The organism is Pyxidicoccus fallax, from assembly GCF_012933655.1.
Classification (GTDB): Bacteria; Myxococcota; Myxococcia; order Myxococcales; family Myxococcaceae; genus Myxococcus; species Myxococcus fallax.
In genome coordinates, this window is sequence record NZ_JABBJJ010000269.1 from 1 (window position 1) to 17,113 (window position 17,113).

Genomic DNA, 17,113 nt, shown 5'->3' on the forward strand with positions numbered 1-17,113 from the left:
GGGCGGGTACGGGTACACGGGGTCCTTCCAGGTCCTCGACGACACGAGGGTCGTCTTCAGAATCCCCCGGGGAGTGCGCTCGGGCCCCATCTCGCTCGGGACGCCCGCTGGCTTCACGGCTTCCGCGGAGAGCTTCACCGTCCAGTCCGAGAGCGCGCCCACCCTCACCGGCTTCGCCCCGGCCCGGGGCGGCCCCGGGACGGAGGTGCTGCTCGAAGGCTCCGGCTTCACCGGGCTCACCGAGGTCCGCTTCAACGGGGTGAAGGCGGAGCACTTCTCGTCGTATCTCGGGAGTGACACGCGGCTGTTCATCGTGGTGCCACCGGGAGTCACCACCGGTCCCATCACCGTGGTGAACACCCGGGGCAGCGCCACCTCCTCGTCCAGCTTCATCGTCGACGCGGGGAGCACCGTGACGCTCACCGGCATCAGCCCCGCCCGGGCCGCGGTGGGCGCCACCGTCGAGCTGTCCGGCACGAACCTGACCGGATGCCAGGCCCTCTTCCCCGGCCTCAGCACGGGAGCCCAGGTCCTCTCCAGTACGGGGACGCGGCTGCGGGTCGTCGTGCCGGAGGATGCGTCATCCGGGTCCCTCCAGGTGCGCTGTGCCACGGGCTCGGCGTGGATTGAGTTCACCCTGGCGCCGCCGCCGCGCCTCACGGGCCTCGGTCCGTCGTCCGGCCCCTCCACCGGAGGGACGCGGGTGAGCCTCACCGGCTCGGGCTTCGAGTCGGGTGCCACGGTGTCCTTCGGTGGGGTGGCGGCGAGCGCGGTCACCGTGGTGGATGCCGAGCACCTCACCGCCACGACTCCGGCGCATGCGGTGGGGGTGGTGGACGTGGTGGTCTCCAACCCGAGCGGGAGTCGCGCCACCCTGGGTGGGGGCTTCACGTATGAGCAGGCCCCCGCGCCGGTGCTCACGGGCATTTCTCCGAGCTCCGGACCGACGCGGGGCGGCAGTGCGCTCACGCTCACGGGCTCGAACTTCGTGGCGGGGGCCCGCGTGACGCTGGGCTCCGTCGAGGCCACCGAGGTGACCGTCATCAGTGCCAACACCCTCACCGCCACGGCTCCGGCGCGCGCGGCGGGGAGCGTGGACGTGGCGGTCATCCACCCGGATGGGCAGTCCGCGGTGCTCGCGAGGGGGTTCACCTATCTGGCGCCGCCGGCCATCTCCTCCCTCTCTCCGACTTCGGGCGAGAGCAACGGGGGCCAGCGCGTGAACATCTCCGGCACGGGCTTCCGGACCGGGGCGAAGGTGCGTTTCGGTGGGGTGGCGGCCGAGGACGTGTCCGTCCTCGGTGACACCTCCATCGGGGTCTTCACGCCGGTGCATGCCCCGGGCCTCGTGGACGTGCAGGTGGAGAACGCGGACGGGCAGTCCATCACGTGGGCCGGTGCCTTCACGTACGTGGCCTCGCGGGGGCCGTCCCTCGTGTCCGTGAGCCCGAACACCGGCGTGTCCTCGGGTGGAGAGTCCTTCACCCTGCGCGGCAACGACTTCGCGTTCGGAGCCACCGTGAGCATGGGCGGCGCCAGCGCGACGGGCGTCACCCGGGTGGACTCCACCACCCTCACCGGACGCACCCCCCCGCATGCGCCGGGCAGGGTGGACGTGGTGGTGCGCAACCCGGACGGGCAGACGGCCACGCTCTCGGCCTCCTTCACCTTCAGCCAGGTCCCCGCGCCGGTGGTGACGGGGCTCGGCCCGAGCCAGGGAACCTCCAACGGCGGCACGCGCATCTTCCTCACCGGCAGGTACTTCGTCCCGGGCAGCACGGTGCACGTCGGCGGGGTGCAGGCCACGGAGGTCCACGTGAACGATGCCACCTCGCTCGCCGCGACCACGCCCGCGCATGCGCCGGGGACGGTGGACGTGGTGGTGAGGACTCCCGACGGGCAGACCGGCACCCTGGCGGACGGGTTCATGTACGTCGCGGCTCCCGCGCCGAGCGTCTCGGCCATCAACCCCGGACGGGGTCCGAGCTCCGGTGGGACGCGCGTCACGCTCACGGGGAGCCACTTCGCCCCGGGGGCCACGGTGCTGCTGGGCGGTGCGAGCGCCACCGAGGTGACGTGGGCATCCTCCACCTCACTCACCGCGACCACGAGTGCCCGGGCGGCCGGCACGGTGGACGTGGTGGTGCGCAACCCCGATGGGCAGCAGGCCACCCGGGCTGGAGCCTACACGTACGAGCCCTCACCGGCGCCGACCCTGGCCGCCATCAACCCGGGGCACGGTCCCGCCACGGGAGGCACGCGCGTCACCCTCACCGGTACCCACTTCGCGCCGGGGGCCCAGGTGCTCCTCGGGGGCGTCGCGGCCACGGCGGTGGATGTGAGCAGCGCGACGTCCCTCACCGCGACCACGCCCGCGCACGCGCCGGGCAGGGTGGACGTGGTGGTGCGCAACGCGGACGGGCAGGGCGCCACCCTGGCGGGGGCCTTCACCTACGACGTGCCGCCTCCGCCCAGGGTCGTCTCGGTGGAGCCTCGCGTGGGCCTCTCGACGGGCGGAGCGCGGGTGACCGTCACGGGGACCGGCTTCGGCCCGGGGGCCGCGGTGCGCTTCGGCGGCGTGGCCGCCAGCGAGGTCACCGTCACCAGTGACACGTCACTCTCCGCGATTCTCCCGCCGCAAGCGCCGGGCAGGGTGGATGTGGTGGTGCGCAACACCGATGGACAGGAGGGCGCCCTGCTCGGGGGCTTCACGTACGAGGCGGCCCCGGCTCCCACGCTGTTGGGGCTCGCTCCGGAGCGCGGCCCGGGCAACGGAGGGACAGCGGTGACACTCAGCGGCAGCGGTTTCGCTCCGGGCGCCCGTGTGACGTTCGGCGGTGTGGCGGCCCCGAGCGTGGAGGTGGCGAGTCCGAGTTCCCTCACGGCCACCACGCCGGCCCACGCGGCCGGACGCGTGGATGTCATCGTCACGAATCCGGATGGGCAGGGGGCGACGTTGCCGGGGGCCTTCACCTATGAGGCGGGGCCTCCCCCGGTCCTCGCCGGCGTCTCGCCGGCCTCGGGTCCATCGAGGGGCGGCACCTCGGTCACCCTGCGGGGCTCGGGCTTCGCGTCGGGCGCCACCGTGCGCTTCGGAGGCGTGGCGGCCACCGAGGTGCTCGTGGTGAGTGACACTTCCATCAGTGCCGTCTCGCCGGCCCACGAGCCGGGTCGGGTGGACGTGGAGGTCCTCAACCCGGACGGGGGGCGGGCCTTCCAGTCGGGAGGTTTCCTCTACGAGGTGGATGGGCCCCCGACGGTCTCCTCCGTCAGCCCCAACACCGGCTCCACGAAGGGGGGGACCGTCATCACCGTTCGAGGTCTCAACTTCGCTCCCGATGCCCGGGTGACGCTCGGAGGGGCGGAGGCCACGAACGTCGTCGTGGCCAGCGCGACCTCACTCACGGCCACCACGCCTTCCCACGCCACGCCGGGGACGGTGGATGTGGTCGTCCTCAACCCGGGTGGGGCCAACGGCCGTCTGGAAGGGGGCTTCACCTATACGACGGAGGAGCCTCGGCCGGGCGAAGGTGAGGGCGAGGGCGGAGGGTGTGGCGGTTGCACGGGAGCCCCTGGCCTGCCGGGGGCCGTGCCGTTCCTCCTGCTCGGCCTCGCGCTGCGGCTGCGCCGGAGGGCTTCACGGTGATCTTTAGAGCTGCCAGCGCCTCCTCGACATGAGCAGGGTTCTCTGCCTGGCCAAAGCGGGTGGCAGTCCCGAGGGCAACGGCTGCGCCGAGCGCTTCATTCGCCCCCCTCAAGGAGCAACTGCTCTGGGTGCGCACCTTCTCCTCGGTGGAGGAATCGCGGCGGGCCCTACTGGAGTGGAGCCAACAGCGACACGGCACGATATTGACTACTTCCCGAGCATCGGCCGAGCTACCCTGGCGCGATGGGATGCACCGACCTCGCGCTTTACGCTCCGATTCCACGCGGGCATCGTGTCCGCCTGATTGACTTGAAACGCGCGGGCAGCTTCTTGGTCGGCCCCGTTGACGCCACCCTTGCGATCGATCTCACCACCGGCACGTACTACATTCCCCACGCGCTGTTTTCCGACTTCCGAGCTTGCACCTCGCCAGACATGATCGACGCGGTGATCAACTCGGGCAAATGGCGCATCACCCACACCTACGAAGGGGAAGTGCTCGCCTCAGCAGTGGCCATCAAGGAGTCCGGCGAGTACAACGACGCCTGCACCCGATTGTTTGTCACCCCGTGAGCTTCTTGAAAGGCCCTACCCACCGGTAAGGCCTTTTTCTTCAACACGGGCCTCGCGATGGATATCGCGGGGCCTTCGTGCTTGAGCCGCTGCCCCTGCAAGTGCCAAGGGGCGAGTGGGGGGCAGCGCAGCGACAATCCCAGCCGCATTGCCAGGAATGACTGCATCACGTCGGCCGCGGCCTGGGTGTATTCGAACACGTCCGTGTCGGGAGGGTCAGGGCGAGGGACGTCCCGAGCTCCGTCCGCGCCCCTGGCGAGCCAGCGCCGCCCGCAGCACCCGCACGCGCCAGCCCCAGCGTGCGGGCCGTGCCACCCGGCCCGTCACCGCGAGTTCTGCCTTGTCGAGCGCGTCCTCCACTAGCGCGTCGTGCAGTGGCCGGAACACCACCGGCCACGACAGGCGTGCCGGCCCGCGCGCCGCCATCTCCAGCTCGTGGCGCAGCAGCACTCCACCCTCGGCCGGCTCGACCACCAGGGCGTGCCACCCGTCGAAACCGCGCGGGGCGCGGAAGCGGAAGCGCACGCGCCGCCCCGGCTCGTACCCCTCGACGTCGTAGCGGATGGGGCCGTGCCCCCCGGACGCCCCGACCGCGAGCGGCCGGTCGAAGCGCATGCGCGGCCACCGCTCGTGGGGCCACAGCCCGTCCTCCCGGGACGCGAGCGAGTCGAGCAGGGGCGCGAGCCGCTCCGGCGGGACGGGCAGGAATCGCTCGTGGATGTTGCGGACCTCCATGACACCACCTCCTGGCGATATTAGAGAGCCCTCTCTATAATCACCTCCCATGCCCCGTCCACCCCGCTACGACGCCGACGTCCTGCTCGACGCCGCCCTGGAGTTGCTCGTCACGCAGGGGGCACGCGCGGTGAGCGCGGCGGCCGTGGCCAGACGGGCCGGGGTGCCGAGCGGGTCGCTGTACCACCGCTTCCCCTCGCGCGACGCGCTGCTCGCGGCGCTGTGGCTGCGCACCGTGGAGGCGTTCCAGGCGGAGTTCGGCGCGCACCTGCGCGGCTCCGAGCCGCTGCGCGCGGCGCGCCAGGCCGCCGTGTCGGTGCTCACCTGGACGCGCGCGCACCCCGAGCAGGCGCAGCTGCTCCTGCGGTTCCGCCTGGCGGACCTGCTCGACGGCGCCCTCCCAGCCGAGGCGAAGGCGCGCGCCCGCGCGCTGCGGGGCGCGGCGGAGGAGGGCCTTCGCGCCTTCGCCCAGCGGCTGGGCCTGCCCGAGGAGCGCGTGCGCTTCGCGCTCGTGCACGTGCCCTACGCCGCGGCGCGCGCGAGCCTCACTCGCGGGGAAGTGCCGCCGACCTCGGTCGACGGCCTCGTGGAGGAGACGGTGGACGCGCTGCTCGGGCGCCCACGGCCCGCGCGCCGGCGGGTGCGCTGAGCGTGCCGGCCCGCACCGACCTGTCCACAAAGCCGAGGGAGGCGCAGATGGCTTCCGCCCCTCTTCAGCAGACACGCACTCAGTCGGGGATGAGGTTGCGCGGGACGAGCTGGGTCGTCTTCGGCGCGCCGGCCCGTGTGAAGTCGATTCGCACCGCCACGCCGACGGGCAGCAGCTTCAGGGAGCGACGGAGGACCTGTCGCGGATAATCGAAGGTCGCCACGAAGCGCTTGAGCAGGCCGCTTCCAATGTTCCCATCGTACGCCGCGTCGCTGAAGGCGCCGCGCTTCGCGCTGCGATGGGAATCATGCAATGACCGTTTCGAAGCGGAGCTGCCTGCCATGCGCCAGCTCAGGGGGATTTTGTTTTCCGGTTATTTCCAGGATGATGGATTCCGCTGCCCAACCCGCATCCGGAGGAAGAACCTATGTCCATCCTGCGTGTCGTGAAGCCCTTTCCGCTCGGAGCCGTGCTCGTGTCGGCGGCGGCCCTGCTCGGAGGCTGTGGCGAGCCGCTGCCCGGTGAGGAGGTGAAGCAGGAGGGCGGCACCGTCGCCGCCTTCGACATCCTTCCGCCGTCGGCGACGATGAACTGTACGAAGGTGGGAACGAACGTCTCCTGCTCCGGCAGCGGCGCCAACGGCGTGCAGCCGTACACGTACCAGTGGCAGGTGGTGGATGACTTCGGGAGCGGCCCGACGAGCCCCTACTGGTGGAACGGCGGCACCACGTACAGCGACTACTGCCAGTTCGGACTCTACACGTATGGGACGTACTGGACGAAGTACATCCGCTTCCGCGTCGTGGACGCGAACACCTACGTGTCGAACGAGGTGACGAAGAGCTTCCGCTGCTGGTCGCCCAACTAGGGCGTGTCCGCCCACCAGGGCCAGCGCAGGAGGGAGGCGATGTGCACCATCGCCAGGGAGTTGGCGGCGCGCTGCTCGTCGCGCGTCACCAGCCGCCGCTGCGCGTGCCGTATTCACTTACGGGAGAGGTGAAGCTGAACGTGTCCCGGTAGAGTATCGTGCGCGTGCCCATCTACCTGTTGAGCGACGAGCACCCGGAGATCTTCCCTCCCCGGAGCGGGCCGACAAGAGCGGCGTGCTCGCGGTGGGGGACGACTTGAGGCCGGAGCGGCTGCTGACCCCCGAGACGGTGACGGTGGCGACCTACTTCATGCGGCCGCTGCGTCGCTTCCTCGCCGCGCGGGGCGTGGACGCCTCGCGGGTGTTGCCGGCCGGGCTGCCGGAGGCGGAGGGCCGCATCGAGCTGGAGGCCGCCGCCGGAGTCTGGCGCGCCGCCGCCGCCGCAGTGGAGGACCCGCTCGTGGGCCTGCGGGTGGCGCGCGAGCTGGTGCCCGGAGACTTTGGAGCGCTCGAGTACGCCGTGCGCTCCAGCCCCACCCTGCGCGCCGCCTTCGAGCGCGTCAGCCGCTACCACGGGCTGCTCAATGACCGGAGCCGGGTGATGCTGAGCGAGTCCTCCGGCGAGGTGTGCATCCGCTACCTGCGCCCCGGCATCGAGGCGCGGATGCCGCCTCCGTATATCGAGTTCGTGCTCGGCAGCTGGATGAACATATGCCTGCAGCTCGGGGACACGCCGCGCATGCCCTCGCGGGTGCTGCTGCCCCATCCCGCGCCCACGGACACGTCGCTGCACCGCGCCGTCTTTGGCGAGGGCGTACGCTTCGGGAGCGAGGAGGCGGAGCTTTACTTCTCGGCCGGAGTGCTGGATGCGCCGCTCCCGCGAGGAGATGCCTCGCTCGCGAGCGTGCTGGACCGGCATGTCGAGCAACTGTTGCTCCAGGCGCGGGCCACGCGTCCCTGGTCCACGCGGGTGGGCGAGGACGTGGCGCGGCAGCTCGCGGATGGCACACCCCGGCTGGGGCAGGTGGCGGCGCGGCTGGGCGTGTCACCGCGCGCACTGCGGCGCCGGCTGGAAAAAGAAGGAACGACCTTCGCGCGCGTCGTGGACGAGCTGCGCCGGGGGCTGGCGCTGGAGCTGACCCGGAACCCCGGGGTGTCGCTGGGGGAAGTGGCCTTCCTGCTCGGTTTCTCGGAGCCCAGCGCCTTCCACCGGGCCTTCCGGCGCTGGACGGGCCGGACGCCGCGCGGAGGCTGAGGCGGTCAGCGCGGTCACCCGGGTGGTCAGCGCGGTCACCGCGCGCCGGCGGCGTCCCGGGCATGACAGGGGCCATCGAAAGGAGCTTCGATGGCAAGACATTCCCTGCTCGTAGCGTTCGCACGCGCTGACGGTTGGCGCCGGGCACGGGGGGACGTGGCGCTCGTCGCGGTGGCGACCCTCGCCGACGTGGGCGTGTCTTCTGGAACGTCGAGTCCAGCCGCGGGCTCGTCGCGCGGCGGCGAAGCGCGGTCAGGGCCAGCCGCATGGATGTCCAGGGGCGGTTGAACTCTCTCTGAAAGGAGGAACTCACGGTTTTTTCTGCATGGTTTTTCCCCTCGTCTGCTCATTCAAACCGAGCCGGCCAGTCCGGCCCAATGACTGTCACCCAACGTCACACACCAATCCCATGAACCGTACCTTCCTTGCCGCAACGCTCGCGCTGTTCCCCCTGATGTTTGCCTGCCAGCCGGAAATCGATGCCCAGAATCCGGAGGCGGCCAGCGCGCTGGAGCAGAGGAGCGGCACCCCCGTCGACACCCACGGCGACGCGCTGACCGGGACGCCCTTCGTCACCCTGGAGGCGGTCGAAACCGCGCGGTATGAAGACACCTATTATGTCCACGTGGAAACGGCCTACTACGCCACCTTCTGGGCCGACCGCGCGCGCAGCATTCCCGTCAACCTGAGCTCCGCCATCCAGCTGAACTATCAATCCACGTACTACAACTACAAGTACAACCAGGTGGTGCGGAGCAACCTCAGCACCACCCTGCAGGCTGGCGGTCACAGCTATTACATCGGGAGCGGCATCTATGAGTGCATCTACGATGCGAATGGCAACATCGATCACCGCTGCGATGATACCTATCTGACCCTCAGGACGGGCGTCGGCTACGACGGGAGCTGGTAATCGCTGACGAAGCAAGCAGTTGGCCGCACATGGCCATGCGCGGCGAGGCGGTCAATCCAATGACTGCCTCGTCCCGCGTGTGAAGCGAGCCTTGGGCTGACGCTCCAGCACCAACTGACCGGCATTGCCTCGAGTTCCACGCCGCTCCGGCCAACGACGCCGGAGGGGCACCCTGAGGGCACATGCTCCTCCAGCTCGAGCTCCTCAAACGTCAGATGTATGGCCGAGCCAACTTCGACCTGGTGCGTCGACGAGTGCTGATTACCGTCTGAACCTACAGTCCACACAAAGTGCGGGAGAGCCACGAAACTGGGCCAAGCTCAACCCGCGGGCATGGCTTGCTCCGGGACTCGCCAGGAGTTGGCGGGCACGCGTCCCGCCTTCAGAGGGAGCAGGGCAAAGCGGGGGATTCGCGGGTATTCGGCCCGGGTCTCGATGCCCCGCAGCTGGGCCAACCGCAAAAAGGCCAGCCCCTTCATGAAGATGAACGCTTCCGACTGGTACTGCTCATCTTCCACGCTTTTCGTCAGGCGAGCCTGCTGGCACTGTGCCACGCGGTGTTCGAGGAGTGCATCGAAGGCCTGGGTGAAGTCAGGCTCCGCGCGAGCCGCAAGTGCGCTGCATACATCGAGGAAGGGGTCGCCGCCATTCGCTACCACCCGGGTCCACCGCTTCAAGATGGAGAATGGGTCCGCGGCGGCCGTTGCGTCCTGGCTTTGCAGCAGGAGTGCCCGCATACAGGCGTAGAGGAGGAAGTCTTCCTCGTATTCCACGCCATCCAAGGGGTGCTCCGGCATGCCGCGTGCCGTAGTCAGGGCAAGGCGGATGTCTCCTGCAACGAGTGCATTGACCGGCCCCTGGGTCATGCTGGGGCAGAGGTGGATGGGCTCTATCCCGTGCCTCTCGAAGGCGAGTTGCTGGAGGTGCCGCTGCAGCAGCGCGGCTTTGCAAAGGAAGCCGGCGAATCTGTCCGACTGTCCCTCCAGCAGCAGCTCGCAGCTGGCCAGCCTGCGGTAGCGCCAGGCCGCGTCGAAGTAGGCATACCCGATGGACTCCTCGGGGGCCCGGGACTCGATCCTCGCGAGGGCATCGCGCAGGGCAAAAGCGGTGTTGCTGCGGAGTGCTTCCAGTGAAGTCGACCGGGCGAGGCCCATGGTCCGTCTCCCGTTGCGTGGCGGTGACTACAGAAGCATGCAGTCCTCACCCATCTCGATGTAGCGAATCCCCTGGAGGCCGTGGGGCTCCAGGGCGGCGCGCAGGTCATCACGAACGATGAGGACGGAGGGCATCTGCTTGAGGCGGAACAAGCGGGCCTCGGGGGAGATGCGCTTCGGGTCGAGTGCCAACCGGTAGATGCCCGAGAAGAATCCTGGCGCCATGGCCGATTCGTCGGCATCCGTCGCGGCGCGGTCGACACAGTCCTCCTTGGCGAGGACATTGGCGATGAAGAAGCTCCCGGGCGCGGCGCGGCCCTTGTGGTTGATGATGGAGACCGGATGGAAGTCCACCGGGGTGCCGGCTTCGCGCTCCAGTATGGCCCGCAGGGCCGCCGACACGACCCAATAGTTGAGCGTGTTCCGGACGTTGTCCGGCAGCTTCATCCCGGGAACCTCCGAACTCATGTGCAGCTGCGCGTCCACCGGATACCGGTTGGTGGCTCGCTCGCCATCCACGAGCATCCAACCGATGACTCCCAGGTCCGTAGACTCCCGGTCCAGCACGCAAAAGGTGTCATCCTCGGAGGGAGCCAGGACATGATACGAGTGCATGAAGGATATCTCCGGAGCGTTGGGCAGGGCGCTGATGAGGCCAGAAGTGGTGGGGCTTTCAAAGACCCCTCGGGTTGAAGAGCCGGAGCGCGCGATTGACGTGGAGCCCCCGCTCCCGAGCCCTGGACAACAGCAACATCTTTCTCAACCGCACGGCGAAGGTCTCGATGTCTTTCGTGAGCCCCATGATGTTCTCCTCAGTGAGCTCAGGATGATCCTTTCGCTCGGGATCCTCGGCACGCGTGATGTTCCTTCTCTTGGCGCGCAGGGACGTCTCGATCTGGATGTCGTAATCACCGTGGCTGCCGCGGTGCACGGGTAGCCCCAGGACCGAGGCGAAGTCCAGGCGATAGGGGAGAAGAATGATGTTGAGTCCTCGGTTGACGTTGTACTTCGCCACCAGCAGGAGCTCGAGTTCCTCGACCGTGGGAAAGACCTTGGCAATGACGTTGATGGGGATGACGTGGTGCGCGACGTTGGGCCAGGGCTTCTTGTGGTGAACGAAGTTGTCCCCCATGCCCATGTGCCATGCCTGCGCGTTCAGACGCGGGTCTCCACCCTCGCATGGAGGCGCGTTGCCTTCGAAAGCAGCATCCAGGCGGGCCTTGTTCTCTCCGGAGGTGAAATCGAGGTTGTAGTACGCGCTCTCGCTTGCCTCCTGATACTTCCGGCCGTTGTAACGGTGGGAGTGGCCCTTCAAACCCTTGGCGTCATCCTTGCCATACACGAAGCAGCGGATGAGGCACCCGTTGGACTCATCCTCCTGGTGAAGCTTGTGCTCCCGGGTCTTCTCAAGATGCTCCTTGGTACTCATATGAGAGCTCCCGCGCCGCGTTCGTTCTTCTCGGAAGACCATCCTCTCGTGAGGAAGAATGCACCCCGGTCCTGACCATCCGAGGCCAGCCAGACGAGGATATGGGAGCTGCGGGCGTAGCTCCGAACGAACGCACGCACACCCATGCACGTCGCCACCGGGCCGGTGGCCGCACCAAGTTCTCCGAAGCTCTCCGCAGGAGACCACGATTTGAAGTCTGCGGGCAGCTCGGCGGCCTTCAGGCGGACGAGGGCATTTCCCACGTCATTGGCGCGGTGGCTGCTTCCATTCAGGTTCGTGATGACCAGCGGGATTTCCGGTGGAGGGGTTCCCAGTCGTTCGTAAGCGGAAGCGGCAGCCTGGAAGAGTCCGGCTCCCAGCGTGGGATGGCCGGAGAATCGCGAATGTTCCTCGCGGGCAATCGCCGCGGCCCCGATTCGTGCTTCGACGCGGGCGCCTCGTGCGCGGGCAGTGTCGAACCGCTCGATGGCGATGAAGGCGGCGGCCTCACCTGGAAAGAAGCCGTCTGGATTGGCTCCATGTTGGATCAGCCCGAGTTGGTGAATCATCCCTAGCGTATCGCCCGACACGTAGGAGTCGATTCCTCCCAGCACGCAGCGTTCCACCATCCGGGCGTTCAGCAGGCGCTCGCAATGGAGCAGGGCCTTCACGAAAGCCGCGGGCCCGCCGAACGACAAGGAGCAGGCCCTTGGCTGGGCGCTGATACCGTGCAGTGATAGCAATCGGTCCATCAACCGCCGAGCGAAGTGTTCCTGGTGGCTGGCTTGCCTTGCCCGTTCCCTGTCCCGGGCCTGTGCTCCGGTGCCTCCAAACGAGACGGAAGGCTCATATCGCTTGGACCAAGCATCCTCGTAGGTGTCATCCGGGAGGTGCAGCAGGAACTGCGTCCGGTCGAAGTCAGTGGGGGAGAGAGCTCCATAGTGCAGGAGATCCGCAAAGGCCGCGTCCGCCAGCCGGAGGAAGCGCCCGAGTCCCGCGAAGCCCTCGGTGAGCCCCTGGATGGCATGTCCCTGAAGTGGGACCGCATTCACCTCTGCATCATCCATGGCGTCAACATCGAGATCCGACCAACGGTTGATGCCTGCTCGTGCCGCAGCGCAAGACGGTATCACCCCATGGCCGAGGGAGGAGATCATGCCCAGAGCCGTGACGACCATGTCCCCAGCGGCAGGTTGCTGCGCGAGGCGGCTTCTCATCTTGCTTCCTCGGGGAACGAACCCAGGAAACGACCGGGCAAAGGCGCGATGCTCAGTAGTGCTTCTTGCAAATGCGGCACTCGGGGTCCTGCTTCTGTTTGCCCGAGGCGACGACGGGGCCCTGCATCAACGGTGTGGGAGGCGTATTCTTGTCGTTGTGGAGCATCGGGTCCAACGCCCTGGCCACTCCTTTGCCCTCGAACTTCACGTTGAAGGAGACGTTGACGAATTCGGCTTTTCCTCGGGTCTTGCCCGAAGCGACTCCTCCTCCCGCTGTGCCGGCCTCATCGCCCGTGCTGGTGCTGAAGTTCGAGTCCTTCAAGCAGACAGGATTGCCCTGGACGGAGACCTTCTTGCTACCCTGGGCGGTGTCGGCCGAGCGCGCGATGTTTGGGTATGGAACGGGAACAGGGCCACCAGGGCTGGGGGTCTTGCAAATGTCTGGAAAAGCAACCGTGACACCCTGGCTGTCCTTGGTGACGACCGACATCTTGTTGACCCCCACGGTGTTCGCCATTGCACCCTCCCAGCGGATAGATGCCTCAGGTTTCTGAGTATACCTCAAGAGCTGCGAGCCCTTCACCCCAGTGACCTGGAAGCCCACGCCCTTGCGGCCTGCCGCTCGGCGGGGCCGTTTGGGCCGACGTGTGCCCCAAGGGGAGGTACGGCCTCTGCTCCGGTCCGGCGCACAGCCCGCGCGTCACCCCCCAGCGGTCCTTTTCAACTCCTTTGCACCAGCCCGCTCCCTCAAACAGGGCCCCATTCCGCCTTCTATGAAGCGGCGCCCCGAGTCAGGCACCTGCATTTGTCCGTTCACATCGTCTTGCGGCGACACGTCGCCCTGGCTTCTGTTGGCGCAGTTGCGCCGCGCGCAGCACCTGCCGCGGAGGGTAGGCCCTCACGCTGTACCAGCGCACGACCCAGTGCGCTGTAGCTGGCGCACGTGCGCACCAGCGCCTTACGCACGGCCAACTGCGCGCGCGCAGGTGCCGACGCTCGTCCGAGGTGCAGTACGCGGGCTTGTGCGCGCCCAGCTTGTACGCCTTGGCCAGCGTGCGGGAGTCTCTCGTGTCCGTCTTCACCCGCCGGCTGCGCGGTGGCGTACATGGGCGAGAAGTTGAGGCCGGCCACCACCACCTCGTGCCCCAGCCGCTTCAGATGGGCTCTACCCATCGTTCAGCACAGTCCGGGGCTTCCACGCGCTGACTTGAGTTCCGGCAGTTGTTCAGCGAAGGCTGGTCGGAGCATCTCAGTTGCTCTCGGGCAGACGGTATCCGAAGGTAACAAGAGACAGGTGTTGAAGATGGTACGCGATCCACTTGTATGCCAGATCAGTCGCAGGCGTGTTTCCGGAGAGATGCACACGGGTGTCCGTGTAGATATGTCGGAACCATGGTACGGCGGCAGGGGACCTCTCGCTGAGTGCGGCCACGCTCTTCTCGATGTCCTCGCGCGAGCGTAGGGAGCGAGCGAGATCGGAATCCGAGGATGTGGCGGTCACGACCACTTCGGTCTTCGCACCTAGGGGAAGCGGGCTGACGTAGTAATGAAGTGAGGGTTTGTCCTCTTGATCCCACTCTATGATGCCTGTGAGTCGAATTGGGAGTGCGCATGCCCAGTCCAGGGTCGGGCCGAGCCTGGGCATCCAGGTGGTGACCGCTTCCTCGTAGATATCTAGCGCCGCTGGGTAGACCTCCTGGACAAAGCGCAACTGTGCCTCGCGGCTGTACAAGCCCCAGCCCCACCTGCTCCGAGGGCTTTCGGCGCGATCAGGGACGGCCCATGGGCGGTGCAGACGGCCATCAGGCCCTACGCCCCTGCCCGCCTCAAGGTCGGATGCGAACTCTCGGAGGTCCTTCGGCTGGACGCTTGGATGAGCGCTCCACCACCGGCCGCCAAGGGTCACGTACTCTGTATCCGTGGAACCGGCCAGAAGAGTGAGAACCTGGCGCACCTTAGTCAGGGCTACGTCAGCGGAGATAGGAGGGTGTAGCAGGTTGCGATGCTGGTCCATCAATAGGCGGGCGATCGCCCAACGTCGCTCCGCACGGTTCGGTGACGTGTCCCGGAGTGGGAGAGCTTTGGATGAAAGGACGTGCTCGAATTCCTCTCTGAGCCAGCGCAGCGACACCTTCCAGGGCCAGGCGGACTCGGTTGAATCAACCCGCTGCGAGCGCTTCCACAGCGCTCCCTCGGGAATGGGGGACTGCCACTGGCGTGGCAGTTCTCCTCCGCTCACGAGCGTTGGCGACGCCTCTGGGGGCCAAGCGACCGTAATGACCCGTGCCCCCTCACATCGGGCGGCAATCGTCACCAGCCTACCTTCCGCTCCCACGAGCCGGGTGCGCTCACTGAGCGGTTTGACCGCCTCAATCCATACGGCAAGTGCAGTGCGTAGCCGCCGCGCACATTCAGCGCCGTCCGGCAGGTCGGGTGCGTCTTTGTCTCCGGCAGGGGAGAAGTGTTCAGAGAGAGCCTTCTCGACGACCCAGGAGGCTGCACCCGGATAGCGCCCAGCAAGATCGATGAGCAGGGCCGATGTCCGTTCCCAACTGCCGGAGCCCACCGCGATGACCACGGCGTCGCGCCAGCGGTCGAATGACGCCAATGAGGCCCATGCTGTGTCCGGCTTCACAACGCCGGTCAGGAGCGCCTGTGCACCGAAGTACTGCTCGATGACGGGCAACGTGAAGGAAAGCGTGCGCCCTCGTCTCACGACAAGGGCAGTGGTGAGCAGTGGTTGGATGTCGGGTTCCGCCCCGAATTCCCCCTGAGGGATGGTTCCCCCGGATGACAGGGTCAGTGCGGCAAGTCGCTGCAACGCCGTGTGAGCGTCGGTCTTCAACTGCTCGGTGCGTTCCAACGCTCCCTGGACGAGCGCCTCCAGGAACCCAGCGGTTGAGCGCGGAATGGGTTTGTCCTCGGTGTTGCGCAGAGATGCGGCCACGAGTGCGAAGAGAGGACGCCGAGCTGTCTCCCACACAGAGGCAGGCCAGCGAGCCCAGCCAGGAGTGCCCGCGACGCGCCTGACGAGAGCCTCCACCTCCTTCATCTCCAGAAGGCGCATGTGCACGCGCTCTGGAAGGTTGATTATGTCCAAGGGACGCGCTGTGAGGAGGCAACGCGTATGTGGCCATTGGCGTACGAGGACCCGAGCCTGCTCGATGAATTGCCTGGCGGCGGTCATTCCAGCCTCATCGATTCCATCAAGCACGATGCGCGCCCCCACTCGGGTGGGGTTCTCCTGGCCGGTCGCAGCGGCGAGAACGGCCTCCTTGAGTGGGCCCTGAACGTAACGGGCGGTGAGGTACACGGGGACAGGAGCCGTGACATCCGCCAGGGCTCGTTCCAAGTCTTCTTGATGGAGGCGCTCGCCTGCTGTCGATTTGCCGGAGCCGAAATCTCCTTCCAGGACGACGAGGCCTGTCTCGGGAAGAGACGCACGCAAGTGCTGAGGCAGGCCGAGGCTCACTTCCGCAGCGAACTCCTCGGCACGGGCTTCCCCTAGCCCTGCCGAAATCCAGCGGGTGATCAGCCGTGCTCGTGACTCCTGCCGCATCGCTTCCAGTCGCTGCTGACGCTCCTCTTGGGCCTGGAGAGGTCGCGCGGAAGCCGGAAGTGGATCGCAGAAGACCCGTTCCCACTCAGGGCCGAAGAATCGGCGCACCAACGTGTGCTGGGCGCGAAGGAACTCCGACAGATGGTTCTGGTCCCATAGCTCCAACGTGAGGTCCTGATGGGCTTTCTTGAGTGCGTGCAGTTCTTCGAGCACCTCCGTTCGTTCGACACCGCACGCGACGGCTACCGCCAGCCAGTGACTCCTGAAAGGCCGTTTCCCCTCAGTGAACTTGTTGATGGCGGCGCGGAGAGCTCCTTTGTCGAAGGTCTCGACGTCCTTGCCTTGGCACGTCCGCACTTCACCGTCAGGCATGTAGCCGTAGAGGTCGATTCCGTGCTGAGCTTGGCCCTTGACTCCATAGAGGTGAACGTCCCGCCAGCGGAACACCTCGCGCACAATGGCGACGAGGAGCCTCTCGAAATCCTCCCATGCCAGCTGCCGCAGGGGCAGTCTGGCGGCACGGGGTTCAGCTGGCGGCGGGGGCAGCTGAGTGGGCGAAGCTGGAGTTGCCCCCGTCAAATCGGACAGCTCAGGGTTGAGAGTTAGCAGTACGGAACTCGCGGGGTGACTTCATCTTGAGGCCTCGGTGCGGGTGACAGCGGTTGTAGTCGTCGAACCAGGCGGGCAACTGCGCCAGGACATGGGCTGCCGAGGGCAGCTCGTTGACGGAGACGTAGTCGCGCTTGAAGGTCTTCACGAAGGCCTCGGCCATGCCGTTGCTCTGGGGAGAGTACGAGGGCGTGGTGCACACCCGCAGGCCGAGGCTGCTGCCGAAGTCGCGGGTGTCCTTGGCGGTGTAGACGGGGCCGTTGTCCGACAGCCACTCCACCGGGTGGGGCGCCTGGGCGGTACCCGGGCCGAAGCGGGCCTCGAGCGTCTCGGCCATCAGGTCCTGGATGGTGAGCGCAGTGGGAGGCTGGGCCGAGGCTGGAGTTGCCCCCGTCAAATCGGACAGCTCAGGGTTGAGAGTTAGCAGTACGGAACTCGCGGGGTGACTTCATCTTGAGGCCTCGGTGCGGGTGACAGCGGTTGTAGTCGTCGAACCAGGCGGGCAA

14 protein-coding genes and 3 pseudogenes are annotated in these 17,113 nt (G+C 67.3%); 8 read left to right on the plus strand and 9 right to left on the minus strand.

Features of this window, described 5'->3' with window-relative positions; all coding sequences use genetic code 11:
- The 3 genes and pseudogenes from HG543_RS38860 to HG543_RS38865 form a co-directional block, all read left to right on the plus strand.
- A partial coding sequence (locus HG543_RS38860) for an IPT/TIG domain-containing protein (RefSeq protein WP_211194442.1) occupies positions 1 to 3,646 on the plus strand: 3,646 nt, incomplete at its 5' end.
- Positions 3,647 to 3,710: 64 nt separating this feature from the next.
- Positions 3,711 to 3,954: pseudogene (locus tag HG543_RS57200) on the plus strand (hypothetical protein); the annotation flags it as partial.
- Entirely contained in the window at positions 3,890 to 4,219 is a 330-nt protein-coding gene (locus HG543_RS38865) for a hypothetical protein (RefSeq protein WP_169349972.1), read from the plus strand. The pseudogene HG543_RS57200 and the gene HG543_RS38865, both read left to right, overlap by 65 nt.
- A gap of 216 nt (positions 4,220 to 4,435) precedes the next feature.
- Here HG543_RS38865 and HG543_RS38870 read toward each other — a convergent pair whose 3' ends face one another.
- On the minus strand, positions 4,436 to 4,954 hold the full coding sequence (locus HG543_RS38870) for an SRPBCC family protein (RefSeq protein WP_169349973.1): 519 nt from the start codon (positions 4,952 to 4,954) through the stop codon (positions 4,436 to 4,438).
- 49 nt (positions 4,955 to 5,003) lie between these two features.
- On the opposite strand from HG543_RS38870, the gene HG543_RS38875 reads away from it, so the two are divergent.
- On the plus strand, positions 5,004 to 5,603 hold the full coding sequence (locus HG543_RS38875; RefSeq protein ID WP_169349974.1) for a TetR/AcrR family transcriptional regulator: 600 nt from the start codon (positions 5,004 to 5,006) through the stop codon (positions 5,601 to 5,603).
- Between the two features lie 79 nt (positions 5,604 to 5,682).
- Here the strand turns inward: HG543_RS38875 and HG543_RS38880 are convergent, their stop codons facing one another.
- On the minus strand, positions 5,683 to 5,916 hold the full coding sequence (locus HG543_RS38880) for a hypothetical protein (protein WP_169349975.1): 234 nt from the start codon (positions 5,914 to 5,916) through the stop codon (positions 5,683 to 5,685).
- A 114-nt stretch (positions 5,917 to 6,030) separates the two neighbouring features.
- Between HG543_RS38880 and HG543_RS38885 the strand changes: the two genes are divergently transcribed.
- The 4 genes and pseudogenes from HG543_RS38885 (at position 6,031) to HG543_RS38900 (ending at position 8,639) form a co-directional block, all read left to right on the plus strand.
- Positions 6,031 to 6,471 carry a hypothetical protein gene (locus tag HG543_RS38885; RefSeq protein WP_169349976.1) on the plus strand — a complete coding sequence of 147 codons (441 nt, stop codon included), beginning with the start codon at positions 6,031 to 6,033 and terminating at the stop codon, positions 6,469 to 6,471.
- A gap of 164 nt (positions 6,472 to 6,635) precedes the next feature.
- A pseudogene (locus HG543_RS38890) lies at positions 6,636 to 6,748 on the plus strand (leucyl/phenylalanyl-tRNA--protein transferase); the annotation flags it as partial.
- A gap of 33 nt (positions 6,749 to 6,781) precedes the next feature.
- Positions 6,782 to 7,726, plus strand: coding sequence for an AraC family transcriptional regulator (locus HG543_RS55820; protein ID WP_246357607.1), 945 nt, complete (start codon positions 6,782 to 6,784; stop codon positions 7,724 to 7,726).
- Positions 7,727 to 8,135: 409 nt separating this feature from the next.
- Positions 8,136 to 8,639: a hypothetical protein gene (locus HG543_RS38900; RefSeq protein WP_169349977.1), complete on the plus strand. Its 504-nt coding sequence runs from the start codon at positions 8,136 to 8,138 to the stop codon at positions 8,637 to 8,639.
- A 320-nt stretch (positions 8,640 to 8,959) separates the two neighbouring features.
- Here the strand turns inward: HG543_RS38900 and HG543_RS38905 are convergent, their stop codons facing one another.
- From HG543_RS38905 to HG543_RS38935, 7 genes and pseudogenes are all read right to left on the minus strand, one after another.
- A complete protein-coding gene (locus HG543_RS38905; RefSeq protein ID WP_169349978.1) occupies positions 8,960 to 9,793 on the minus strand; it encodes an immunity 49 family protein in 834 nt (277 codons plus the stop codon).
- Between the two features lie 27 nt (positions 9,794 to 9,820).
- A complete protein-coding gene (locus HG543_RS38910; RefSeq protein WP_169349979.1) occupies positions 9,821 to 10,408 on the minus strand; it encodes an imm11 family protein in 588 nt (195 codons plus the stop codon).
- A gap of 58 nt (positions 10,409 to 10,466) precedes the next feature.
- Positions 10,467 to 11,222: an AHH domain-containing protein gene (locus tag HG543_RS38915; protein ID WP_169349980.1), complete on the minus strand. Its 756-nt coding sequence runs from the start codon at positions 11,220 to 11,222 to the stop codon at positions 10,467 to 10,469.
- Complete coding sequence (locus HG543_RS38920) at positions 11,219 to 12,439, minus strand: hypothetical protein (RefSeq protein ID WP_169349981.1); 1,221 nt, start codon at positions 12,437 to 12,439, stop codon at positions 11,219 to 11,221. The genes HG543_RS38915 and HG543_RS38920 overlap by 4 nt, the downstream gene beginning before the upstream one ends.
- Positions 12,440 to 12,491: 52 nt before the next feature.
- Positions 12,492 to 12,956 carry a DUF4150 domain-containing protein gene (locus HG543_RS38925; RefSeq protein ID WP_169349982.1) on the minus strand — a complete coding sequence of 155 codons (465 nt, stop codon included), beginning with the start codon at positions 12,954 to 12,956 and terminating at the stop codon, positions 12,492 to 12,494.
- 732 nt (positions 12,957 to 13,688) lie between these two features.
- On the minus strand, positions 13,689 to 16,454 hold the full coding sequence (locus HG543_RS38930; RefSeq protein WP_169349983.1) for an NACHT domain-containing protein: 2,766 nt from the start codon (positions 16,452 to 16,454) through the stop codon (positions 13,689 to 13,691).
- A gap of 133 nt (positions 16,455 to 16,587) precedes the next feature.
- Positions 16,588 to 16,956: pseudogene (locus HG543_RS38935) on the minus strand (integrase core domain-containing protein); the annotation flags it as partial.
- Positions 16,957 to 17,113: the final 157 nt, after the last annotated feature.